This window comes from Caldivirga sp. UBA161 (assembly GCF_002506515.1).
GTDB lineage: Archaea > Thermoproteota > Thermoprotei > Thermoproteales > Thermocladiaceae > Caldivirga.
Genome location: NZ_DAXS01000016.1, coordinates 1 through 26,059, shown reverse-complemented (window position 1 = coordinate 26,059; position 26,059 = coordinate 1). Strand labels below are relative to the sequence as shown.

Below are 26,059 nucleotides of genomic sequence, written 5' to 3'. Positions count from 1 at the left end.
TAAACATACCAGCGAACCCGTTTACAATTAATACGCAGTGGCAAGGGGGAGTAGAGCCAGCGGCCTCTAAACCTGTTAAGCGGATTCGTTAAATAACCGGCTCTGGGTTAAATAGTATGGTTCACGGCTTAAGAATTATTGATGCTAGGGTTGAGTTCACGGTTAATCCCCTTGGTATTGATGAGGGTAGGCCTAGGTTTTCCTGGGTTCTTGAACATGAGGAGAGGGGGCAGTATCAATCAGCCTATAGGGTAATAGTGAGTAGCAGCCTTGAGAATGCAATTAAGGGTGTTGGGGATGTGTGGGATAGCGGTAAGGTTGATTCAAGGGATCAAGTCATTAAGTATAATGGGCCACCCTTAAGCAGCTTCACTAGGTATTACTGGAGGGTTAAGGCATGGGATTCAAGGGGTGTTGAGGGGGATTGGAGTGATGTTCAATGGTTTGAAACAGCAGTGCTTAAGCCTGAGGAGTGGGGTGGTAAGTGGATTGGTGGGGGTCAATTACTGAGGAGGAGTTTTAGCATTGAGGGTAATGTTATTGAGGCTAGGGCCTACGTAACTGGGTTAGGTTACTATGAGCTTAGGATAAATGGTGAGAAGGTTGGGGATAGAGCCCTTGACCCACCCTGGAGTGAGTACGATAAGACAGTCTACTACAGCGTATATGATGTGACTAATCTAGTTAAGAGTGGGGAAAACACCATTGGCCTAATACTCGGTAGGGGGAGGTATGGGCCTGTTTCACCTAATCGAGCTCAAATACCAGGTCTCAAGTATTATGATGAACCTAAGGCAAATGCAATGATTAGGATTAAGTTGAGTGATGGGTCAGTAATCACGATTAATACTGATGAATCGTGGAAATGCCTAAGTAAAGGCCCCATACTCTACGATGATATATACAATGGGTATAGGTATGATGCTAGGCTGGAGCCTTACGGCTGGGATAAGGCAGGCTTCAATGACTCCAATTGGGTACAATGCAGTGTGGTTAAGCCACCAGGTGGTAAGCTTAAGTCAACTGCTGCAATCCCTGGGACTAAGGTTAAAGGCACCTTAAAGCCGATGCAGTACTATAATCCAAGGCCTGGGGTTTATGTTTTTGACTTTGGCCAGAACATAACTGGTTGGGTTAGGTTGAGGGTTAGGGGGAGTAGTGGTGTTGAGGTTAGGGTTAGGCATAGTGAGGTCATTAACCCTGATGGGTCGCTTAATGTTGAGAATATACGTGGCGCTGAGGCTACTGACACGTACATATTAGGTGGCAGGGGTGTTGAGGTTCTTGAACCCAAATTCACTTACCATGGCTTCAGGTATGCTGAGGTAACCGGTTACCCAAGTGTGCCATCTATTGATGATGTTGAGGCAGTTATTGTTCAAACGGACTTTGAGCCAACTGGATCAATTGCGGCGTCAAGTAAAATAATTAATGATATTCACAGGATTACTTGGTGGAGCCTAAGGGCCAACCTGCTTAATGGTATTCAGACGGACTGCCCACAGAGGGATGAACGCATGGGCTGGCTTGGGGATGCTTGGTTATCCTCAGATTCAGCCGTATTCAACTTCAATATGGTTAAGTATTATGAGAAGTTCATTAGGGATATCATTGATTCACAGAGGGATGATGGTTCAATACCTGATACAGTACCACCATACTGGAACACTTACCCAGCTGACCCGGCTTGGGGTACGGCCTTAATTTACATTCCCTGGCTACTCTACGTGCATTACGGTGATGTGGATATCCTTGAGGAGGCCTATGATGCAATGAAGAAGTGGTGGAATTTCCTTAACTCAAGGGTTAAGGATAATATACTCTACTTCAGTAAGTATGGTGAATGGGTACCACCAGGTAGGGTTTTCTCAATTGAATATTGCCCACCTGAAATATTATCAACGTGGATACTCTATAGGGATACCTTAACACTAGCCCAAATAGCTAAAGTACTTGGCCGCGGTGAGGATGCAAGCTTCTTCACCAAGAGGGCTGAGGAGATTAGGGATGCCTTCAATAAGGCCTTCCTAACCGAACACGGCTACTACTCAAAGTACACAGCCCCAGACGGCACTGTTAGAATGCTTGGTGGTTCACAAACATGCAATGCACTACCCCTATACCTAGACATGACGCCCGGCAATAGGGCTAGTGATTTGGCTAAGGTATTGGCGCATAATATTGAGGTTGATTGGGATAGGCACCTTGTTGTAGGCATATTTGGTGCTAAGTACGTGCCTGAGGTTCTTGTTAAGTATGGTTACGTTGACTTAGCCTATAAGGCTGTTACTCAGGAGTCATATCCGGGTTGGGGGTATATGATTAAGGAGGGTGCGACAACGCTTTGGGAGAGGTGGGAGAAGCTCACTGGAGCTGGTATGAATTCTCATAATCACCACATGTTTGGGAGTATTGATGCATGGTTCTATAGGGATTTAGCTGGGTTAATGGCATTGGAGCCTGGCTTCTCAAGGATAATAATTAAGCCAAACATGCCCAGTGAGTTAAGGCATTGTTCAGCATCATTATATACTATTAGGGGGCTTACCTCAGTTGAGTGGAGTAAGGTTGATGATGGATTAATGGTTACGGTTACAGTACCCGTTAACTCAACCGCTGAGGTTCACTTACCTAAGCTCAGTGAATCAATTGTAGTGAGGGAGGGTGATAAGGTACTTTGGAGTGGGGGTAGAGCCATTGAGGCCAGTGCTGGGGTATTATCGATTAAGGATGCGGGCAACCGCATAATTATTGAGGTTGGTTCAGGAAGGTACGTATTCACTATTAGGATTATTAACTAATGCTGCAATAATCCAAGCCTTTTAAAGTAGGCATACTTCATGTTTACTTTTGATTAATTGCATTGCAGGCTTCAATTAACTTAGGGTAATTAATAGTTATAAGCCTACCTGTGTATTGCGCATTGGCGCATTGAGCCTTAGCGAATGATTCACCCTTAACCCAGGTAGCTAATTCACTGGGTAATTTAATGCGAGCCAAATATCTAGTAATTGATGCATTACCGTAAACCCTAGCCATATAGTCAAGCACCCTATGTATTGCGGATTGATACAGGGTGAAGGCCCTATAGGGGCTGTAGTATGGGTTAAAGTAGTTATGAACATCCTGGGGTGCACCATGCTTAGTTGACATGTAGTAGAAGTGATCACTAACCATGAGTAACCTAACGTAGTTCCTTAAATACTCATCGCCAAGTTCATTAACTAAGCCGTGAAGCATGGCTACTTGATTAAAGGATGTCCACTGCATTTCATTACCAATCCAGGCTGAGGTATCCTTCTCAACGTCAGCCCATGATATTACCTCATTAACATTAAGCTCATATGATGATGGTACATGCTCCTTAACTTCACTTGGCGTTATGAATCTTACGCCGGATTCGTAAGCATGCCTAAACATCCACTTTAGGAACTCGAATATGCCGGACTCCTCAGGCATGTGTTCACCAAAGGTTTCCATATCCAACCCAATCATCACTAAATCACCCCAAGTTGCCCTTAACCAAGTAACGTACTTATCTGCTGTTAATGGGTATTGGTCCCAAGACTTATTCGTAAACCTAAAACCAACATCATCGGAGAGCCTATAATGCCTAAGGAGGAGGAGTAGGCCACTTGGGCTCTTATAAAGGTATGTTGGTTGCCTAAACCCAAGGACCCTCTCCACGCCCTCTGTTAAAGTTACCTTAAACCCCATTTCTGAGAAAACCCTACCAACATCATCACTGTACATGAATTCAGTATTCTGTACGGTAACAGGCCTCTTTCCAGTCAACTCCTCAATTAACTTAACATGCATCATCACCTGCTCCCTGAATTCACCTTCATCAATTAAGTAAGCTAAGGAGTGGTAGTAGGTTTCGGCAACAGGCTCAGCAGCATCATCCCTAATTAAGTTAATTAACTTCTCAAGAACCCCTGGAGCCCACCTCCTCAACTGCTCAATCAATACCCCAGTTACACTAATCGCAAACCTAAATCCATACTCCCTATTAGCCTCCTTAATAATGTCGAGAACCTTACTATAGGACCTGGCTGCAATCCTGTTTAAAATAATTCTATCAAGCTCATCATCAAATAAAAGGTCAAGAGGTTCCATTGATGATTGGTAATGAAGAAGCCTATTAAGTCTCCTAGGTTGATGCATCTCCATGAAGAGGACAACGTTTTTAACCATGTTAAGCACACCCCGCCAGTGGTTTAGTGTTTTATGCAGTATTCAGTAATGCAAGGTTTAATGATTAAGCAGCATCCGCTTATTAAAGTGGTCGCCCTTTTAGGGTCATTACATTAAGGGTAGGGTAATTAAAGTTAATTCACTTTACTTTACCTTCCACATTAATTGGAATTATTGTGACTATACCTGGCTTAATGGAATCCAGTAGATCTATGTTGGAGACTACTATGCCAAGTGGGTTAATCCTAGTTCCTATCTGAGTGTCCTCAGTTGCTAGGATTAACTGCTTAGTATTAGGCCTATAGCATAATTCCCCCCTCCTAGCCTTAACTTCAAAGGTTTCTGGTAATGAACCTAAGTCAAGGGGTATTGTTATCAGTGATCCTATTCTGGTGAATGGGGTTGAGACCGGTAATGCGTTAAGTAACCTAGTTGCTGTTATAGGGGACTTAACCATATCCAGTCTCACCATTACTTCACCATTCTGGAACTTAAGCACTATAGCTTTTGACTGCACATTCACTAACTGTAAGCTCACTATTTAAAAATGCTTAGCCCCATAAATACAGTAATGTGCTGTTAAAGGGCCTCTAGGCTAAATAACGTGAAGCCATGATAATTGAGTTAAAATTAATGTGATTCATTCCGTCCGTCTCTCATCATTCCTCAGGACCAACGCGCTTAATCACCAGTACCGTTAGCTCACTGAATATTTTAAACTTGTGGATAGGTTTAAAAATATGAGTAAGCATCAGTAATGGGGACTCCTCCTGGAGACCTGGGGCCCAGGCCTGTGAAGGGTTAAGGGGCCCCTTTGCTCCCCTCACGCACTCCTATGTATTGATCATTGAGCCTAATGTCTTGTTATTACTAGAAACGTTAATAAGGTAGCCACTCATGTGGTTGCTATTGGGTGGTGTTAATGGGTGCATTAACAATATCAGCCAAGTACCTGATAGAACTTGGCTTTGAGGTACAGGGCACCGTGGATAAACCAGACATAATAGGTGCCTTATTTAGTCAAACAGAGGGCCTACTGGGCTCTGACTTGGATTTAAGGGAACTTCAAAACACCAGTAGGATTGGTAGGATTGAGGTTGAGGTTGAACATAGGGGTGATAAGACAGTGGGTAAGGTTTACGTACCATCAAACCTGGATCACTATGAGACCGCTTTAATAGCGGCTATGCTTGAGACTGTTGATAGGGTTGGTCCATATAACGCCAAGTTCCAGGTTAGCTCCATTAAGGATCTGAGGAGTGAGAAGCGTAAGCTAATAATTGATAGGGCTAAGGAGTTAATTAAGCTCATTGAGAGGGAGACCATACCTGACACTAAGGAGCTTATGGATAAGTTCCTCGGTGAGGTTAAGCAGGGTGAGGTTATGTCATATGGTCCAGAGGGTTTACCAGCTGGGCCTGATGTGGAATCCTCAGATACGGTAATAATCGTTGAGGGTAGGGCTGATGTAATTAACTTGATTAAGCATGGTTATAGGAATGTAATAGCCATAGAGGGGGCAAGTGGTGGTATACCTAAGACTGTTATTGAGTTAAGCCGTAGGAAGACTACAATAGCCTTCACTGATGGTGACAGGGGTGGTGAAATGGTCTTAAGGGAGCTGCTTAAAGTTGCTGACATAGATTACATAGCCAGAGCTCCACCGGGTAAGGAGGTTGAGCAGTTGACGGCTAAGGAAATTGCTAAGGCCCTTAGGAATAAAATGCCTGTTGAGGAGTACATTAATCAGTTAAGTAAGAAGGATAGGCAAATAATTGAGGAGAGTAAGAAGCAGGTTGAGCAGGCTCAAGCACCCTCAGCGGCGCCACCTTCCCCCCAGCCACAGCCTGAATCCACGCAACCCACTCAACCAATTCAGCAAATTCAGGAACAGGTTCAATCTCAGCAGGTTCAAGTTACGCAGCAGGCGCAGGTCATTGAGGTTCCTGCCCAAACCCAGAGCCAGGTTCAAGTGGCTCCTCAACAGTCCACTCAGCAGGTTCCCCAATTACCTACTAATGTTATTGATGAGATTAGTAAATTATCGGGCACTTTAGAAGCTATAATATATGATAGGAATTGGGCAGTGTTAAAGAGGGTTCCAGTTAGGGACCTACTTGATACCCTTCAGCAGGTTAATGATGCATACGCCATCGTGTTTGATGGTGTAGGTACCCAGAGGCTTGTGGATGCGGCAGTAGGTAGAGGCATTAAGATGCTTATAATGACTAGGATAGGTAATATCGCTAAGGTACCGTCAGATATGGTTATCTTAACGTTCAATGACGTTACTAACAAGTGAATTTATTTTAAATAGCTTCTTTTAAAATAATAGTGAACCGGTTGGTGTTTTAACCATTTCAAGTACCTTAACTTTAAGGTCCTTTACAATACTCAGTGTATTATTTATCATTGAGTCAATCTCCTCAGGCGTGAAGTAGCCTTCACCCTTCTGTAGTGCAACAATGTTCTCCCCATCTGAAGCCACAGTGAATCTACCATCGCTCATAACCTCCTCCTCTAGGGTTGGGTCAACTATTAGGTACTTATCAATCTTATAGTAGGTTACCGTTAAGGGCATGTTCTGGGGATTAATGTTTAAAGGTATCTTAGTTGATTTATCCAGCTTAACGTTCTCCCCATCAATAATAGCCCTTGGTACCTGCGCATTGGCAATAGCTGAAACTGCAGCAAGCATTGAGGAGTCTATTAGGTTACCATCATGGTTAAGTACGTAGATGTCTACCCACATGGTGTAAACTGACTTACCTGGTATTATGGTTAAGTCCCTTAAAGGTATGTAGTTACTATGCCTAAGCGCCCTATCAATAACCCTGGCAATCTCAATGGCATTCTCATCAGGTGGGCCGGGTTCAAAGGTTGGTGCAGCTAATGGTGGAGTTTCCAAGTTCACTATTAGGTTACCCTCATTTGGAGTATCCTCAAATGGTTTACCCAACTCAAACTTAATGCCTGCAATCACCTTAGTGTTACCTAGGTTAACGAGCGCACTACCGTCAGCGGTCTTAATTACCCCAACCCTTATGGTTAAGTCCCTCATGCTGATTAACTGCCTATCATCAGGCCTCTTACCCTCACTTATCATCCTCCTTAAAGTATCCCTCCTGAGGGATGGTATTATTTCAAATGGGTAACTACTCATTGTTGAACCACCGCCATGTATCTTCCCTTTAAAGCCTCCCTCATATTCCTATAAATGTTTTCAGCCGCCTTAAAGGCTAATTCAAGACCCCTCTTAACCTCACTGGGCTTCCACACGCCATCAAGCTGCATTAATAGTACCCAATTATTCCTATACGCTATGGCTATGGGTAAGTCACCGTCCCCGTAATTATCCTCAAGTTTATTTAAATCCACGATAACAGTATCATTAATTTTACCCACAGACACCCCAACAACAAGATCCCTCATTGGTATACCTGCATCGGCCAAGGCAAGGGAGGCTGCGGTTATTGAAGTAACCCTAGTGCTTCCATCAGCTTGAAGCACCTCAAGGAAAACATCAATAGTTGACTTAGGGTACTGCTCCAGAAACACCACAGCCTCAAGGGCCTGCTTAACAACCTTACTAATCTCAATCTCCCTCCTAGTTGGTGCTGGGTTCTTCCTATCATCGGTACTGAAGGGGGCCATATGGTACCTAACCCTAACAACAGCCTTATCCGGAACAGTTATGTACCTTGGTATTGGTTCCCTAGGCCCATACACTGCTGCTAAAACTACAGTATTACCGTAAGCCACTAGGGCGCTACCATTAGCGTTAGGTAATACGCCAACCTGCATTGTGACTGGCCTATGCTCTTCAGGTAATCTACCATCAACTCTCTTACCGTCAGTTAGCAAAGGTATGGGCGATTGCTTCACCATCTTGAAACCACCCTTTGACTAGCATTTAAACATTTTTAAGGATTAATTAAATAAGGCCATTAACCTATAAGCGCGTAACTTCAAGTATAAATATGCCTCAGATGGCTTAAGCCTTAAATTACCCTTAGTTAATCGACGGTGAATATTCACGTCCTCACTTCCACTTAGTAGCCTAAGCTGCTGAGCTAGGAGTCATGTATTAGAATATTTATTAATGCAGAAATTCTCAAATAAGCGTAATTTTTAGTACATTAAGTATCCATGGAATTCAATATATTGAGATGCTGTGCCTAATGATTTTAACGTAAAGCTTAAAATTAAACCTAGGACCTAGACGTGGGGATTATTATTGGTATGGAGCCTAAACTTAAGGAGAAGTCATGGGATGTGAAGAGGGAGCTTGATTTGCTTGAAGCTTGGGCTAGAGAGGGTGCTAATGGTAAAGGTAATTATAGTGAGAAGATAATAGTAATAGATACTCCGCCACCTTACATGAGTGGTAGGCCCCATATAGGCCAATTCGCAACCTATGCTCAAATGGATATGATAGCTAGATTCCATAGAATGAGGGGGTATTTTGTAGTATTCCCATGGTATGCTGATAGGAATGGATTACCGGTGGAGGTGGAGGTTGAGAAGAGGCTTGGTAAAAGAATGCAGGATATACCTAGGGCTGAATTCCTGAGGTTATGTAAGGAGCAGTTGGATGAGTATGAGAGGGAGTGGGTTAAGGTACTTAGGAGGTGGGGCATATCAGCTGAGTACATACCCAATGGGACTGATAGCGCTGAATATAGGGCGATGACTCAATCGACGTTCATAGAAATGTGGAATAAGGGATTAATTTACGAGTCTGAGAGGCCAACAATATGGTGTCCAAGGTGTGGTACAGCCTTAGCTGAACCCGAGGTTGAGTACCGTGAGGAGGATACTCACTTGAATTACATTAAATTTAAGGTTAAGGAAACTGGTGAGGACTTAATCATAGCGACAACGAGACCTGAACTACTGGCGGCCACAGTGGCTGTGGCCTATAATCCAAGTGACAATAGGTACGTTAGGTTAAGGGGGATGCATGCTGTAGTTCCATTATTTAACCAGGAGGTTCCAATAATACCTCACCAATCAGTTAAGGTTGAGTTCGGAACTGGGGTGGAGATGATAAGCACCTTCGGCGACACTAGGGATTTAGCCATAGTTAATGAACTTAAGCTACCAACTAGAATTATCATCACCCCTGACGGTAAATTAAAGGGTACTGGAAGGTATGATGGGTTAAGTATAAGGGAGGCTAGGGAAAAGATTGTAAAGGACCTTGAGGCAGCCGGCCTACTGGTTAAGAGGGAGCCCCTTAGGCACACTGTGCCAGTTTGCTGGCGTTGTAAGACCCCAATTGAAATAATAGTTACTAGGGAATACTTCGTTAAGCAGCTTGAATTCAAGGGTGAGCTCCTTAAGGTTATTGATGAAATGGAATTCATACCGCCTGAGTACAAGAGGGCCCTCATTGATTGGGTTAATTCACTTGAATTCGACTGGCCCATAAGTAGGAGGAGGTATTATGGTACTGAGATACCCATATGGTACTGTATTAACCCAAGTGGTAACATTAAGCCAATACTACCTAACCCAGGTAAGTACTATAGACCGTGGTCTGATGAACCACCCCAGGAGGTTAAGGAGCAGTGTAGGGATGGTAAATTAATAGGTGATGATAGGATTCTTGACACTTGGTTCGACTCATCAATATCATGGATGTACGCCTCAGGGTACACTAAGGATAAGTCACTATTCAAGGTTGCTCACCCAAATAAGATAATTAGGCCTCAGGGTTATGAGATAATAAGGAGTTGGCTATACTACTCAGTGTTAAGGTCACTGCTACTCTTCGGTAAGCCACCGTTTAAGTATGTTAGGATTAATGGCATGGGGCTTGATGAGAAGGGTGAGGCAATGCATAAGTCTAAGGGGAATGTAATAGATTCACTAGCCCCAGCTGAAAGATATGGCGCTGATGCTGTTAGGTTCTGGGCTGCGGTTGCTGGTAGGCTTGGTTACGACTATAGGTATAGTGAGCACATTGTTAAGACTGGTAGGGATTTCGTTACTAAGCTATGGAACATAGCTAGATTCATCTCCCAATTCCCGGAGGTTAATGATAATTATGAATTAACGTTACTGGATAAGCTAATATTAAATGAACTCAATAGGGTTGCTGGAGTTTACGTAAATGGATTAAGTAACCTGGATACGTATGAACCAGTTACCGCAGTGTATGAGTTCCTATGGCATGTTTTCGCCGACCACTACATTGAGGCCGTTAAGTCAAGGGCATATAACCGCGATGGCTCCTTTACAGTTGCTGAACAGAGGGGTGCATGGTTCACGTTACATAAGGTTCTGGATTACTCAATTAAGATGCTTGCCCCAATAATGCCATTCATAACTGACGCCATTTGGAGGGGTATCCATGGTGTGAGTGTTCATAAGGAAACTATAAGCGACCCTGAGCCTTATGATGAATCAATGGGTAAAGTGCTTAAGTTATTCATGAATGTTAATAGCGCAATATGGGGTTATAAGAATAAGATGAGGATAAGCCTAGCTGAGAAGCTGAATGCGATTGTTTATGCTCCACCTGACCTTGAACCATTAAGGAAGGAGCTTGAGGCAATGCATAAGGTAAGCTTCAACTTCACTAAACCACCGCCTGAGGCGGTGAGTATTGGTGAAGGAATTTACTTGCTCATGCTTAAGGATAAAGCTTCAGCATAGTTGGAATTGTGAAGCGGGTTAAGTATATTAAATACGTGAATTCATGTCTACTATGCTGAGTGAGGATGCCTTAAGGAAGTATAGGCAGGCCGGTGACATTATTCACAGGGTGCTTAAACACGCTATTGATAGGGTTCACCCAGGTATGAGTATCCTGGAGTTATGCAACATGATTGAGGGCGAGATTAGGGAGGGCGGTGCCTTACCTGCTTTCCCAGCTAACATTGATGTTAATAATGTTGCAGCCCACTATACAGCTAAGATAGGTGATGAGGCGGTAATACCACCTAATTCAGTAGTTAAGATAGATATAGGAGCCCACATTGATGGATACATTATTGATTCAGCGGTAACAGTATACTTCAATAACGCTTACTCAATGTTAACTAAGGCTGCTTGGACAGCCCTTAGAAATGCCCTTGATATAGCTAAGGCTGGTGTTGAATTAAGTAGGATTGGGGCTATTGTGGATAAGACCATTAGTAGCTTTGGCTTCAAACCCATTAGGAACTTAACAGGCCACTTAATAAGTAGGTACAGGTTACATGCAGGTAAGTCAGTGCCCAATTACGATGATGGTGGTAAGGTTAAGATGCTTAGTGGTGAAGTCTACGCCATAGAACCCTTCGCAACCAATGGGAGAGGTATGGTTACTGATGCCCCTGAGGTAACAATATACATGTTGTTAAAGACTAATGTTAAGAAGCTTACAGCGGAGGCTAATTCAGCCTTAGATTACATTTCAAGGAACTTTAATCAACTGCCCTTCACCCCAAGGTGGTTAGTTAGCGAATTTAAGGAGAGGACAATGAGCATTATTGATGAGCTTACCAGTAAGGGTGCCTTATATGGTTATAATGTGTTAATGGAGAGCGGTAATGGTTTTGTGGCTCAATTCGAGGACACAGTGATAGTGACTCAAGATGGTGTGGAACCTTTAGCCAAGGTTCTTGAATTAATCAATTAATGAATTTAGCAACTACCTATTACCCACTGGCCTCCCAAGAATCTTGGCTAAACCACGCTTAATCCTCCTTGATTTACCGTAGCCGCAGGCGGCGCAGTAGCCCTTAACAATATTATAGGAGTGCCTACCACACCTAGGACACCTAATGTGCGTCTTACCTCTACTCATCTTACCGAATGATGGAGTACCCTTAGCCATTGGCCCACCTTTAGGTAAGTGTTTTTAAAGGTTTACGTTGTAATCCGGCTAATTGATGAAACCTGGCATGGCTGATGATTGATGTGGTTAGAGTTAACTGAACTACACGTAACCATTCTCCGCAAGCTTACTAATAAACCAACGCCAAATATGCCCTGAGAAGCCACTATACATTATTAACAGGTAGTATAAGGCTGATGCAATTAATTCAGTTAAACCAATGCTTAAGGTGAAGCCGGAGACACCATTAATGGGTATTAAACCGGTAGTAACCATTATGTTCTCTACAACCAGCGGTAGTAGAAATAACCCAGCTAAACCATACATTAAGCCAAGTAGGATCAAAACCTTAACGTTGCTTCTATGAAGATTATCCTCAATTAATCCCCTTGATTGAGGTAATTTAGCCTCAGCCATTATTATCCAGGATGTGGGCACAGTCAACGGCGGCATGGAGGCTATTGAAAACGCCTCAAGCAGTACCAATGGTGATCCAGTAATCAGGAATAGTATCAGTAAATAAATTATAATGGGTGCTAATGATGAGTAAGTTACTATTAATCTTGAAAGCATCCTAAGCCTAATGTAAGTTAACCCATCCATAGCCATGAAGTTAATCCAAAGCCTCTCCTGGGCCAATGTACCACCGAGTATTGATGTGTGCACGTAGGCTATGAAGAAGCCAAGTAGGTAAACCAGGAATTCTAGGCTCCGCATTATGTGGTTGGTTAAGGTTAGTGTAGTGCTTGTTAATGCTAGGAACGCCACTATTGATGCTGATAATGCTATCTTGAAGCCTTGCCTAACTGAAGTATTAAGTATAATCTTGAAGGTTGAGTAGTTGGGGGGAAATGAACTTTTAAGACTACTTAACTTACTCCTAGGTTGCAGTAAGCCATATGCATCAGTATATATTAATTTGGTTAAGCCCAGAATAGGTATTAATGTAAGCATAATTGCAAGCAGCAGTATGGGTGTTAGAATGATATTACTCATGTTGAGTAGTGGGTTTAGGCTTGGGTTAATTAATGATGATGCAAGTAGGTATGCCGATACGGTGGCAGGCGCCACTACATCAATATAGTGATTATTATCCCTTGGTATCATTAAGTTAACTAAACCCAATAGGGTGGATAATAATATTACATTGATTATGTATATGATAATGTGTGCAATAAGAATTAATGAGTCATGAATGCTCATTAATGTTAATAATAGTGAAAGCAGTGAACCGAATGTAATAATGAGTGTATAGGGGATTATGTAATCAACCACCAGTTTAATGGCGATTAATGCGTTTACATTAAAGGGGCTAGATAATACGAAGTCGACCTCAGTCCTAGTTAATAATGCTGATAATGGTTGTGAACCAGGATCATGAATAATAACCCTACTTATAAATCTCCTCGATAATGCATTCACGGTAAGCATTACTGCAAGAAACAGTGATACGTAAACTGGATATGATTCAGCGGCTGTTTGAAGCATTCTAATTGATTCACCGTGAATAATAAGCATGAGGGGTAGTGTAAGGAGCATTAGCATTAAGGCGGCTGAAGTATACATAATTATCATACTCCACTTACTATACCTCTCCCTGGCATATAAACCAAGCAACCTAACCAGTACCCTAATTCTCGTGAATAAGGTACATATACTGAATTGTAAAAGCCTTTCCACATATAGATGCTCTATCTATTTTAATTCACAATGCCTTTAAATACCCTAGTATTTAGTGATGACCTCACTGGCTTATCTATGCTAAGTAATTAATAATGCCCCAGTAGCGTATAGGGAATTGGCTTAAGGTTAAGTTAATTATATGCCTATTGTGAAAAATCTTAAAACCGGTGAGGAATGAATTTACCTATGCATACTGAGGATTCATTAATAATAATGATCGCATTAAAATTAAGAGGTAGAACAGGTAGATACCACTTGGTTAATTTACTTGGAATAGGGGAGGGTGTAATTAAGGATAGGTTAAGGGAACTTAAGGAAGCTGGGTTAATACAATCCTCAAGGTCTGGTTCAGTTTTAACTAATGGTGGAATTAGAAAATTAAATGAATTGCTCAATAACTATGGTATAATCAATATTCAGGAGATTGACTTAACACCAGTATTTAGAAGGAAATACAACTATTGCGTCATGGGTGGATTAATGAGGTGGCCAATTGGGGTCAATATTATTGAGTTAAGGGATATTGGTGTAAAGAATGGTGGTGATGCGGTACTAATAATGCATGTAGACTGCACAAGCGTAAACATACCTTTAACAGACTTAACAGTAGAGAGGTACAGCCCTGAGTTAGCAACTAGAATTAAGTCAACGTACCCCTGCAGTACATATGTGATTGCGGTTTGTGGGAGAACACTGTACTATTCATTAAGGGGATTAATTGAGATGGCTAAGGCAGTATCAATAACGGAAATGAGCCGTGGCTTAGATTAAAAATTCATTAACTAAGGCTTCACTGGGTTATGTTAATTAATGATGAAGCTAATTCCTTAATCTAGCGGTTTTACCTACTATATAGGTTCATGGTTAATTACCTATGGCTCTTTAAACCCAGATTAAGGTAGCTTTTGTTTAAGTCTAGTTAAGCATTAGTACTGAAAAGGAAAGCGCATCAATTTCTAAACATGTACTTAAGGCTTCACCCTTTAAGGTGGGCCATTTAATGGGTAATTATGGCTTAAGGATATAGTATTGAGGTTTACAGCGTGGTTGTGTACGTAGATCACTATGATTCAATTGTGCATGCACCTAAAATACTGCCATTGCCTTCAGTTAAGGTTCCCATCACTCTATTAATACTTAAGTGTGTGGAAAACTATTTATTAGTAATGCGCTATAGGCACTGGTGTTTCAATGCTCATAGAGTTGCGTTAAGCATAGTGATTGTATTGGCTTGGATCATGCTTATAGTAGCCCTAATTCCCTATGCTCCATCAGCATTTAAGATACTGGTGTACAGTGATAGTAAGGTACTTCCACATTGGACGGAGGCATCATTAGCCTCTAACATAGTTAATAGGTATTTAGGGAATCAAGCGGGCTTAGTTGTAATACCAGTTTACGTAGGTAATGTTAATAATTCACGTTACGTGTTAAGTGCCATTGATAGTGAATTAAGGTCCCTTAACTTAACCTATTACGATTTAAATAATGTTTATGATAAGATTATTAACCACTACTATAATATCACTAATGAAACTGTAAAGGAATACCTAAGTAACTACACCAGTATCATACAGAAGATTTACACTAATGAATCATCATTATGTAGTGAACTATATAATATTAGTAATGAATATTATTCTACATTTAATAACTACACATCAACGGTAAGAGAATTTAGCGGTTTCTTTACATTATTTGTAAAGGGCTTCTTCACGAATCTATCCACTATGGATTACTCATACTCAGTATGGCAGGTTATAAATGAGACTGGGCAAGCCCTACTTAATAATGGTAATTACTCAAGTTGGCTTAAACCATACTTGATCTACTTCATTAAGTCCCTAAACGACTCAGTGGGTAACCTGCCTATTTACGGCTTAAACATAAGCCTAATTAAGTGGGCTCTCTCAACATCATACCACTTAACATTGGTTAAAATAAATAATACCTACGTACCAATATTGAGGAATTTAAGCGAGAGTAATCCATTGGCTTTACCCATGATTGCCCTAGGCCCTAATCCTCCACGAACCCTTACCGCTAGGCTAGTGGCTTCATGGTTTATTAACTCAACGCCTCCACTACTTAAGCCATACTTAATTCAATTAGCGTGTGCCAATGAGTCCCAGGTAAATACTACGGTTAATGAACTTAATTATTCACTGAGTTTCATTGTTTTATCAATATACAGGAAGCCAGCCTACTCTTACGCAAATAACATTACCAATGGTTCATTATATTCAGGTGGGTATGCCTTGGTTATCGTTAACTCCACTAATGATATGGAGATTAATAACTTGTTTACTAATTATGACTATGTTTACCCATTCTCAACAAGCATAGTTTTAAGCCAATTATCGGAAATAATAGAGAAGGATGTACCAATGATTGATGAGGTCAGTGGTGTTTCAGTACTATTGATGCTACTCTTCGTATTAGGCACACTAGTGGCGCCTATAATCATATTAATGATACTCATATTATCCTACGGCGCAGTGCTTGGTGTTGTCTACTTCCTTGGTAAAATGGGGTTAACAGTATATTACCTAACAGTATACATGATATCACCCATAGTTTTCGGTATTGGGGTTGACTATAGCCTACTAATTATTGGGAGGTATCTAGAGGAGAGGAGGAGGGGTTTTGATACACCACAAGCCTTAGGGGCTATAAGGCGCTTCACAATACCAACCATATTCACCTCAGGTAGTGTTGTGGCTGCAGGCCTAGGTTCGTTTATAGCCTCAAATTACCAGTATATTCAGGTAATTGGCTTATCATACATAATTACCGTTGCCTTCATCATACTTGCAACAACGGTTGTTTTGCCTTCATTGATAATACTAATGAATGATAGGATCCTATGGCCAATGGGCCTTAAGTCATCTACAAGGGAATTAAGCACAAGTGTGATTATTAAATTAACTAGATTCTCATTGAGGAGGCCTTGGTTAATCATTGCAATTGCCCTAGTACCCACGGCCTTCTCAATGCTCTTCATTATTGAGAACCCAGTTACCTCAGACCCACTCCTATTAATGCCCAATATTAAGTCAGTATACGCCTATAGGGTACTGGTGCATTACTTCCCTAATTACGTTGAATCAACGCAATACATTATCCTTGAGCCAAATAATGTTGAGGCATTACAATCATTAAAAAGCATAATTAGTTCCCTTAACTTCACTAGGAGTGTTAATTTGGCTTATAATTCATCTTCAATCGCCATACTTAAAGTAACCACAAGCTATAACGCCCTCTCAGATAGGTTAATTCCAGTTTACGTGAAGCTAACCAGCTTAGCTAACCAAGTTGCTAATGAATACGGTATTAGGGTAATCATTGGCGGGGATGCTGCAAACAAGTACTACTTCGTCAAGGTCTTTGAGAATCAATTCTACTATAAGATAACAATACTAATAATTGCATTAAACATACTACTACTCTCCCTAGCCCTAAGGAGCATAGTGGTTCCCTTAAGATTACTGGCCACGGTGATGATGAGTATTTCCTGGTCACTTGCAGTAAGTCAACTAATATTCTATAAGCTACTTGGGGTTGAGACATACTGGCTACTACCAATAATACTCTTCGCGCTCCTCACGAGCGTTGGCACTGATTATGATATATTCATAGTAACGAGGGTTAGGGAGGAGATTACTAAGGGTAAGAGTGACTTGGAGGCAATATTAACTGCCGTTGAGAATACTGGCCCAATAGTGACAGGTGCCGCATTAGTGTTGGCTATAGCATTCATGAGCCTCATGGTCTCTCAACTGTATATACTTAGGGAAATAGGGTTCACGGTTGGTTTAAGCGTCTTAATAGACGCATTCCTAATAAGGCCAGCTGTGATGCCTGCCATAATGGTTCTGGCAGGTAAGTATAATTGGTGGCCATCAAAGATAAGGGTTAATCAAAGTGCCGTAGTCCCAACCCAATAATGCTACCCTATCTGCATTTAACCCATGAGCCACGTTAGGTTAATAATTAAGCCCACTTCAATGAACTATTGGTGTTAATTAATGATTACTTGGGTTGGGATTGATGACACTGACACGTATGATAAGGGATGCACAACCTACGTAATGTACAATATGCTTAAGGAATTCCTTAAAACTAGGGGTGAATGGAGGATTATCAATTACCCCCGGTTAATTAGACTTAACCCAAACATACCCTTTAAGACTAGGGGAAATGCCGCGGTTTCAGTGGGCCTTAATGTTGATGATCCAAGGGAGGCATTGGAACTTGCTGAATGGGCTGTGGATGCATACTCGCATAGGGTTGGTAAAACTAGCCCAGGTATAGTGGTTTCAGTAAGCAATAACGAGCATTGGATATACTGGAAGGCTTTAACTGACGTAATCCCCCTTAATACGGCGATTAGGTGGATGAGTAAACTGGGTGTGGTTTATAGGGGTGGTAGGGGGGTTGTTGGTGCCTTAGCCTCAGTGATGGCTGACTTAAGCCTAGATTCAACCCTGGAGTTACTGGCCTACAGTGAATCAGCCCCAAAGCCAAGCATTCCCATTAACCTTGTTAGGAAGCTGAGTGATTCAACAAGCCCATTAACCTTCGAGAACATTAGTGGTGATTACGTTTTAATACAGCCTCATGGAAATGACCCAGTGGTATTTGGGATTAGGGGTGATTCACCACACCACATTATTCACTTCGCTTCAATGCTTATGAATGAAATAGATGCTGAACCAAGGTGGTTAATCTACTTAACAAACCAAGCCACTGGGCATCATCTTAACAGTATTGTCAATAAGCCGTACACAACAGGTTACGTTGAGGGTTCAGTGGATGAAGTGAGGCCTGTGGAGGGTGGTAATATTGAGGCCAAGGTTAATTCAACACTAGTCTTCTCATATAGGCATTATGGGTTTAAAAGCATTGATAAGGCCACTTACCTAATAGCCTACGGTGGGTTTAAACCGGGAATCAATAGCCTAGACCTATACATGGAGGGTGGGGTTGCGTTAATGATTAAAGATACTGTTAAGAATCCAAGATGCCCAAGGTGTGGTAGTAACCTTGAATCTGCAGGTAGAGTAGGGTTACTTAAATGCCCTAAATGTGGATTAATTACTGGGCTACCTAGGTTAATGAACTACATCAGTGAACTCATACTAGAGGAGCCGAGGGGGGCTGAGATTAGGCATCTTCATAAGCCTACCGCTAGAATAGGCCTCGAGGGTTTAGTTAAGGTGTTTAATAGGCCTTCCTTATGGATAATTTAAAAACTACCCATTGAGAGTTAACTGTGGCTGAGAAAACAAGGGTAATAACATTCGATGTGTACCAGACTGTACTTGAGTATGGGGATGCGTTAATTAAGGAGATTGGTGAGGCAATAAGCAAGTACTATAGGGAGGTAGGTTACTCAGTGGATTCAAGTGTGGTTACTGATTACTATAGGTTAATGGAAAGGGAGGTTAGGGTCAACAGAGTCATGAACCTACTATACACCCCACCCACTGAAAACATTAGGAGGTTGGTTAAGAGGATTGGGCAGAGGTACGGTATACCCTTCTCAAACAGGCTGGTTAACGATCTCCAAACCATTATAGCTGACACAGTGATTAATTCACAGAACATTAAAGTTATTGAGGGTGTTGAGGAAGTGTTCAGTATACTTAAGGAGGAGGATTGGTTAGTGGGCATAGTTTCAAACGTCATATTCTGGCCAGGTAGAGTATCTAGGGCGCTCTTAACTAGGTTTGGCCTATGGAGATTCATAGACTACGCAGTATTCTCAGATGAGGTAGGTTACCCCAAACCACACCCAATAATATTTGAAACGCTCATAAATTCACTGGTTGGTGATAGGATACCGGATGTGGCAGCTCATGTGGGTGATAATATTCAGGAGGATTTCGTTGGGGCATTAATGTACGGCATAGTAGGGGTTCTTTACGACCCAGATGGCGTATATACACCAGTTAACTCAAGCCCATATGAGGCAATTAAGTGTAAGGCATACATAATAAGGAGAACAAAGGACGTCCTCACACTAGTGGATGCATTAACTAAGTGCAGCTAAGTAAAGGGGGCTGGCAACTCCTCATGATCATGGCCTTTAACTTACCATTACCTAATGTTAACGTGAGGATTAAGGTTAACGTAAGCGGTTTAAGTACCATAAAGCATTTTAAGGCTTGCCTCTAAGGCTTAGTCATGCCTAAGGTTTTCGATGTTGGAAGGGTGTGCGTTAAGCTGGCAGGTAAGGAAGCTGGGAAAATGTGTGTTGTAGTTGATATAGTGGATGAGAGGTTCGTAATTGTCACGGGGCCTAAAAACTTAACTGGCGTTAAGAGGAGGAGAACCAACGTTAAGCATCTTGAACCAACAGAGTACAGGGTTGAGATAAGTAAGGGCGCCTCAGATGAAGAAGTGGCTAAGGCCATTGAGGCGGCCGGGCTTGTTGACATTATGAAGAAGGGTGTTCAGCCTAAATTATTCATGGTGCCTACAGTTAAGGTAACTAAGTGAATGATTATTTAAAAATCCTTCAAGAGAAGGAAACTGTGGCTTATGTTAAATACCCTTAACTGCAGTGGTGAAAGGATAATTAAGGTTAAGGTGGATGAGGGTACTGACCCAAGATATGGTGTTAATCCTTATGAAAGGAGGATTGAGGAGTACATTAACTATGGTTTCATAATCCTTGATAAACCAAGGGGGCCAACCAGTAGCGAGGTTGTTGCGTGGGTTAAGAAGCTGCTTAACATTAGTAAGGCTGGGCACTCAGGTACGCTTGATCCAGGGGTTTCTGGCGTCCTCCCAATAGCCTTAGGTGACTCAACCAAGGTGCTGCAGGGTATAGGTAATGTTGATAAGGAGTATGTGGGGGTTATGCTCCTTCACTCTAATGTGGACCAGGAGAGGGTTAAGGTAGTCTTTAGGGAATTCACAGGTAAAATATACCAACGCCCACCCCTCAAGAGTGCAGTTAAGAGGAGGATTAGGGTTAAGGCAATTTATAGCCTAGACATAATGGAGTTTGACGGTAGGTATGTCCTCTTTAAAGCAGATGTTGAGTCAGGAACATATATTAGGAAGCTATGCTACGATATTGGTGAGGTTTTAGGCGTTGGGGCAAGCATGAGGGAGTTAAGGAGGATTAGGGTTGGTTGCTTCAGGGAGGAGAATGCCGTTAACTTAAACACGTTAAGGGAAGCCTACTCACTTTGGAGGGATTACGGTGATGAGTCACTGCTTAGGAGGTTAATTAGACCTGTGGAGGAGATGGTTATTCACCTACCTAGAATCTACATTAGGGATTCTGCAGTTGATGCTATAGCCCACGGTGCATCCCTAGCGGCACCAGGGGTTGCTAAGGTTGAGGAGGGTATTAGGAGTGGCCAATTGGTGGCTTTAATGACTCTTAAAGGTGAGTTAGTGGCGTTAGCGGAATCCGTAGTATCAACGGATGAGATACTCAGTATGAGTAAGGGAATTGTGGCAAAGCCAACTAGGGTTATTATGCCCAGGGGTGTTTACCCATCAACCTGGAGGAGGACTAGTAAGCAGGCTACGTAGCCTAACTAGGAGCCATACCTCCTCCACGTACCCTTAATCACCCACACAGGCTCCTCCTCATGGAAAGGCTCCATACCAGTGAACTTCAACTCCTCCAGTAACCTCTCATTTACAGTGACGCCAAGGCCTGGCTTACTGGGTACTGTATGGTAACCTTCATTAAGCTTAAACGCATCATTAATTATGCCACGCTTCCACTGAGGCCAAAACTCATAGAAGCTTTCCTGAATCAGTATGTTGAAGGCGCTTGCATCGAATTGAAGTGTTGCTGCATGTTGGATTGGGCCGAAGGCATTATGCGGCGCCAACTCTATGCCGTAAGCCTCAGTTAATGCCCTAATCCTACTCATCCCAGTGAAGCCTAGGGCATTAGTTATGTCTGGTTGAAGAACATCCACAAGCCCCCTCTCAATTAACTGGAGGGCCTCCTCAACACTTATAATCCTCTCACCAGTGGCTATCCTAACCCCTGTAGCATTCTTAACCTTACCAAGCCCCTCCATGTTTAAGTCAGGGTGGACTGGTTCCTCAATGAATAATGGTTCAAAAGGTTCCATTGCCTTAACCATTTGCACAGCGGTATTAACATTGAACCTACCGTGAACCTCAATAAGAATATCCACATACTTACCCACAGCCTCCCTAACAGCCCTAACCCTCTCCACAGCCTCCTCTAAGCCAACCTTATCCATTGAGTCAAAGTATGGGCCAAAGGGGTCGAACTTCATGGCTTTAAATCCCATTGAAACAACCTCCTTAGCCCTCTTGGCGAAATCATCAGGGGTAACGCAGTCTGAGTACCAGCCGTTAGCATAGACCTTCACCCTATCATTAATTAAACCACCAATCAACTGATACACGGGGGCGCCATAGTACTTGCCTAGTATGTCATGGAGTGCAATATCCACTGAGCTATATGCTGTAGCTGATTCAAAGGATCTACTAATGTAGAAGTCATGCTTATACCACTCCCGATAAATGTAACTTATCCTAAATGGATCCTTACCAATAACTAGCCTCCTAACTTCCTCAATAGCCTTAACAACCTGATTAACCCTCAGGGTTGGTACTGCTTCACCATAACCCACCTGCCCATCAGACGTAGTAACCTTAACTATTATTGAAACGGAGGCCCATGGGCTTGCCTTAGCTGTAGCCAAGTCACTAACCGGGTAAACCTCCACATCCTTAATAGTAACCATATTCAGAACCCCGTAAACCCTAATATTAAACATTACTACATAATCACTTAATGACCCTAATGCATTATTCACTCAACAAGGACATTAAAATATTTTGTATTTAAGGTGAAGAGTCATAAGGGATCCTTAAGTTATTCATACTCTAATCTTCCTTAGAAATACAAATGAGATTCTAAAGACCTAACCTTAATTGGTATATGGATTCTTAAGTTTCTAAATCTTTGCTCTTTTAATAATATACTTTAGCGCATGTATTAAATTCCGATTATAAACTCAATATTTATTTTAAAGATCTTCAAGTTGAAATGGAATACTAAGCTCTTCATTGAGAATTACGTAATGTTATTAGCCACAACATTATTAGCACCTGTAACTTTATATGGTGAAACTGAGTTTCCCCTTAGGACGTTACCTAAGTATACGTTGTAATCAGAGGAGCCGCTTTCCATTATACCATAACCCTGAGTCTTATACTGTGGGGGATTAGTGTCATATATTGAGGAGTTTGCTACTATTATTTCCCGTGAGTTCTCAACGTATACACCTGCATAATTGCCTGGCATGCCTAGGCTATTGTTAATTATTCTATTGCCTACTATCTTAGAGTCACTGCAGTTAATGAATTCAACACCGTTATTCCACATTCCAGCGACTTCGCAATCTATTAGTGCAATATTCATGCAGTTCTCAAACCTAACAGACTTAGGATGTTGGCTTAAACCCTCGAAGTTTACTGCTATGAAACGCTTATGTTGAACAAGCCTACCATCAGTATTATAAGCATGCACACTATAATTAACACTGTCAAAGCAATGTATATTGCTGAATGCCATAACGCCATCTGCAGTATTCTCCAGTGTGATGCAGTTATTCCCTGACTCCGCTATTACAGTGTCTTGTATAAAATACACATTACCATAACCTAATATGGCTAATCCATCATGGTAACTATTCGATATGTGAACCTTTGATATGAAGATTCCCCAATTATCATTAGGTGGGTAAGCGCCTTCAATAACTATACCATCATAGTAATTATACGCCTCAATGTTAGTTAAAGTAACCCTATATGCATGCCTTTGAACCCTAATTAAGGCACCTGGCACAACAGGACCTTGGCCGTAAATCGTAATCCCCCTAACCTCAACAAAGGATGAGCTATCATTAATAATTATACCATCACTACCAGTATTAATTGCAAGTACCGCACCATTTTCACCAATTAAGTTTACGTGAGATTTTAACACTATTGTTGATGATACATTGTACTTACCACTCTTAAGCACTACATCGCCACCATTACTTGAACCAAGCTTATTAACGGCATACTGTATTACTGAGCCGGCATCACCACTGGAGTACTCTGGGGAGTGCGTTAATGTATTATACGCTTTATATACTCCATCTTCAGGCATTATAATGTAGCTTGCCTTAGATGTAGGATATTGTTCAACACCAGTATTACTCTGAATATTGCTGGGATTATGGGAACCTAGGAAATATGCACCACCTCCAACTGCCATTAAGGCACCTGCCAGTATTGATGCTTTTAAATACTTCCTCTTAGAGATATCCACCATTTGCGCATATTTTATAAAAGGTTTTTAAGTTTTTTTAAAAAATATTGTATATTGCGCTGAGAAAAGTTTTAAAAATATCAAGTGTAGGTGCCTACCTATGAGTCGTTCATATAAGGTTAAAGGAGCACTAATAGCTCTAGTAATAGTATCGGTGATAGGGCTTTACATGGCGCATATGGCTTACGCTCAAAGTAAGCCCCAAATAGTTGGTAGTGGCCCAGTAATAACGTTAACATCAGGATTCCCTGCATGGAATCCGTTCACTCCCGGTAATCTACTTGGCGCAGTATGGACTTATATGCCGTTAGCGGCATATAATGCAATTTCAGGGAGCTTCTGGCCAATACTTGCGCAAAATTGGACTCTGGAAACTTTTCCAAATGATTCTGCATTACTCACTATTTACCTTAGGAAGGGCCTATACTGGTATAATGGTTCAGCCACAATNNGGATGTCTACGCCTACTTCTACATTGAGGTTAAGGCTTTTAAGAGCTATACTTCATGGATTAACTATTCGCTTGTTAATGAGGATATTAGAGTTACAAACAACTACACAATACAATTCCTATTCCAGAAGTGGACACCTTATGTTCTACAGATGGTGTTAACAACATACATTTACACACCATGGCCTGTTTGGAAGTGGGCAGTTAATGACTTAAAGACTATGAATATGAGTGAAGCATACTTATTTGGTCAAAAGAATATAACAACTTACATGGCCCCATACTGGTCACTTAGCCCCTTCTACCTAACTTATATTAGCCCATCAGCTCTTAAATTCACTTTAGTGCCGCAGAATCTGCTTAACGCATGGGCCCAAGTATTTCCATTCAATGACTGGAACTATTATGACCCAACAATAGTAGAATTAGGCACCACCAGTAATACGCAAACCCTGGAGTATATAATGGCTGGCAAGATAGATTACACAGGTGCTGTTCTTTCAGAGGCGCAATTAAGTATTGTTAATAGTACCAGTGGGTATTCAACGTTAACAATACCAGCATACAATACTATAGGTTTTGCAATTAACCCATGGGTTTACCCATACAGTATCCCCCAGGTTAGGGAAGCTTTATGTTATGCTATTAATAGGACTGCTGTAGCTGCTGCATGGGGTTTATCTCTAGCTAAGCCTGATTATTATCCTGAGCCTGTAGTTCCAGAAACAGTGGTCACTTTTCCACCAAGTGTTAGGCAGTTCATTATACCATGCTCCTATGATCCAGCAAAGGCTGCTCAAATACTGCAGAGCCTAGGCTTCTATAAGAAGGGCGGATACTGGTACACACCAAATGGCACGCAATTGAAGCTAATGGTTACTGATGTTAGTGGTTGGACTGACTGGGATACTATGGGTCAAGCAGCTGTGGAGCAATTGGATGCATTCGGCATAAATTCACAGCTATTGACAATCGATTCAGGCGTATTCTGGTCCGATATACTTCCTAATGGCCAATATCAGGGTATAATGAATGGCTTAGCCAATGCACCATCCTATAGTACAATGTGGATATGGACTAATTGGCCATGGTGGGAAGAAGGTAATGCAATCTCAGCAGGAACAAACCATAGTGTATTCCCATTCCAGTGGCCTAATGGCACATGTACTCCAGTTATTGTTCCAATAAGCTCAACAGTGCCCAATGGTACTATAGTTAATTGTATTAATTCAACATTAGGCTACATTAATCTAACCAACTGGCAATCATATGCAACTTCGGTCTCACCCGGCTCATCAAGCTATGACCTAGCATTAAGTGTGATTTTCGCATGGTTCCATTACTATGTACCAATACTACCGCTTTACGATAAGTATTGGCCATTTGAATTCAGTTACTCTATAATGGATCCAGGCTGGTTATTTCTACCGTATGTATACGATAATTACCCAGGCTTACTGGCAGTATTCCTAGAGTATCAACCATGGGGATATGGTAACCAACCATTCAGTGTAAATACGTGGGGGCTTTTTGCACCAAAGGGATTAATACCTCCTGTTGCTCAAGC

At 41.8% G+C, this 26,059-nt stretch carries 19 protein-coding genes; 11 read left to right on the top strand and 8 right to left on the bottom strand.

Annotated features, from left to right (window positions below; genetic code table 11):
- Positions 1-116 precede the first annotated feature (116 nt).
- Positions 117-2,801: an alpha-L-rhamnosidase gene (locus BP896_RS02040; RefSeq protein WP_291765139.1), complete on the top strand. Its 2,685-nt coding sequence runs from the start codon at positions 117-119 to the stop codon at positions 2,799-2,801.
- A gap of 43 nt (positions 2,802-2,844) precedes the next feature.
- Here BP896_RS02040 and BP896_RS02035 read toward each other — a convergent pair whose 3' ends face one another.
- Positions 2,845-4,197 (bottom strand): glycoside hydrolase family 57 protein, encoded by a 1,353-nt coding sequence (locus BP896_RS02035; protein WP_291765137.1) that lies wholly within the window; start codon positions 4,195-4,197, stop codon positions 2,845-2,847.
- A gap of 139 nt (positions 4,198-4,336) precedes the next feature.
- On the bottom strand, positions 4,337-4,714 hold the full coding sequence (locus BP896_RS02030) for a hypothetical protein (RefSeq protein ID WP_291765136.1): 378 nt from the start codon (positions 4,712-4,714) through the stop codon (positions 4,337-4,339).
- 405 nt (positions 4,715-5,119) lie between these two features.
- Between BP896_RS02030 and dnaG the strand changes: the two genes are divergently transcribed.
- Positions 5,120-6,499, top strand: a complete 1,380-nt coding sequence (dnaG, locus tag BP896_RS02025) for a DNA primase DnaG (RefSeq protein ID WP_291765135.1) — start codon at positions 5,120-5,122, stop codon at positions 6,497-6,499.
- 21 nt (positions 6,500-6,520) lie between these two features.
- Here dnaG and rrp42 read toward each other — a convergent pair whose 3' ends face one another.
- Together rrp42 and rrp41 are read right to left on the bottom strand one after the other, a co-directional pair.
- Positions 6,521-7,360, bottom strand: a complete 840-nt coding sequence (rrp42, locus tag BP896_RS02020; protein ID WP_291765133.1) for an exosome complex protein Rrp42 — start codon at positions 7,358-7,360, stop codon at positions 6,521-6,523.
- Positions 7,357-8,082, bottom strand: coding sequence for an exosome complex exonuclease Rrp41 (gene rrp41 / locus BP896_RS02015; protein ID WP_291765244.1), 726 nt, complete (start codon positions 8,080-8,082; stop codon positions 7,357-7,359). The genes rrp42 and rrp41 overlap by 4 nt, the downstream gene beginning before the upstream one ends.
- A gap of 357 nt (positions 8,083-8,439) precedes the next feature.
- Here rrp41 and BP896_RS02010 point away from each other — a divergent pair, with 357 nt between their 5' ends.
- Together BP896_RS02010 and map are read left to right on the top strand one after the other, a co-directional pair.
- Positions 8,440-10,860, top strand: a complete 2,421-nt coding sequence (locus tag BP896_RS02010) for a valine--tRNA ligase (RefSeq protein ID WP_349681917.1) — start codon at positions 8,440-8,442, stop codon at positions 10,858-10,860.
- A 52-nt stretch (positions 10,861-10,912) separates the two neighbouring features.
- Positions 10,913-11,827, top strand: coding sequence for a type II methionyl aminopeptidase (map, locus tag BP896_RS02005; protein ID WP_291765131.1), 915 nt, complete (start codon positions 10,913-10,915; stop codon positions 11,825-11,827).
- 12 nt (positions 11,828-11,839) lie between these two features.
- On the opposite strand, the gene BP896_RS02000 is transcribed toward map, so the two are convergent.
- Positions 11,840-12,025, bottom strand: coding sequence for a 50S ribosomal protein L37e (locus BP896_RS02000; RefSeq protein ID WP_291765129.1), 186 nt, complete (start codon positions 12,023-12,025; stop codon positions 11,840-11,842).
- A gap of 102 nt (positions 12,026-12,127) precedes the next feature.
- On the bottom strand, positions 12,128-13,705 hold the full coding sequence (locus BP896_RS01995; protein WP_291765126.1) for a hypothetical protein: 1,578 nt from the start codon (positions 13,703-13,705) through the stop codon (positions 12,128-12,130).
- Positions 13,706-13,894: 189 nt separating this feature from the next.
- On the opposite strand from BP896_RS01995, the gene BP896_RS01990 reads away from it, so the two are divergent.
- From BP896_RS01990 to BP896_RS01965, 6 genes are all read left to right on the top strand, one after another.
- Complete coding sequence (locus BP896_RS01990; RefSeq protein WP_291765124.1) at positions 13,895-14,479, top strand: DUF4443 domain-containing protein; 585 nt, start codon at positions 13,895-13,897, stop codon at positions 14,477-14,479.
- 395 nt (positions 14,480-14,874) lie between these two features.
- Positions 14,875-17,655: an MMPL family transporter gene (locus BP896_RS01985; protein ID WP_291765122.1), complete on the top strand. Its 2,781-nt coding sequence runs from the start codon at positions 14,875-14,877 to the stop codon at positions 17,653-17,655.
- Between the two features lie 81 nt (positions 17,656-17,736).
- Complete coding sequence (locus BP896_RS01980; protein ID WP_291765120.1) at positions 17,737-18,960, top strand: TiaS agmantine-binding domain-containing protein; 1,224 nt, start codon at positions 17,737-17,739, stop codon at positions 18,958-18,960.
- A 23-nt stretch (positions 18,961-18,983) separates the two neighbouring features.
- Positions 18,984-19,763, top strand: a complete 780-nt coding sequence (locus BP896_RS01975; RefSeq protein ID WP_291765118.1) for an HAD family hydrolase — start codon at positions 18,984-18,986, stop codon at positions 19,761-19,763.
- A gap of 134 nt (positions 19,764-19,897) precedes the next feature.
- A complete protein-coding gene (locus BP896_RS01970; protein WP_291765116.1) occupies positions 19,898-20,212 on the top strand; it encodes a 50S ribosomal protein L14e in 315 nt (104 codons plus the stop codon).
- A gap of 42 nt (positions 20,213-20,254) precedes the next feature.
- On the top strand, positions 20,255-21,262 hold the full coding sequence (locus BP896_RS01965; RefSeq protein ID WP_291765114.1) for an RNA-guided pseudouridylation complex pseudouridine synthase subunit Cbf5: 1,008 nt from the start codon (positions 20,255-20,257) through the stop codon (positions 21,260-21,262).
- 5 nt (positions 21,263-21,267) lie between these two features.
- Here the strand turns inward: BP896_RS01965 and BP896_RS01960 are convergent, their stop codons facing one another.
- Together BP896_RS01960 and BP896_RS01955 are read right to left on the bottom strand one after the other, a co-directional pair.
- Complete coding sequence (locus BP896_RS01960; protein ID WP_291765112.1) at positions 21,268-22,464, bottom strand: mandelate racemase/muconate lactonizing enzyme family protein; 1,197 nt, start codon at positions 22,462-22,464, stop codon at positions 21,268-21,270.
- Positions 22,465-22,796: 332 nt separating this feature from the next.
- Positions 22,797-24,044 (bottom strand): right-handed parallel beta-helix repeat-containing protein, encoded by a 1,248-nt coding sequence (locus BP896_RS01955; protein ID WP_291765110.1) that lies wholly within the window; start codon positions 24,042-24,044, stop codon positions 22,797-22,799.
- Positions 24,045-24,515: 471 nt separating this feature from the next.
- Between BP896_RS01955 and BP896_RS01950 the strand changes: the two genes are divergently transcribed.
- The coding region (locus BP896_RS01950) for an ABC transporter substrate-binding protein (RefSeq protein WP_422653014.1) at positions 24,516-26,059 on the top strand (1,544 nt) is incomplete at its 3' end.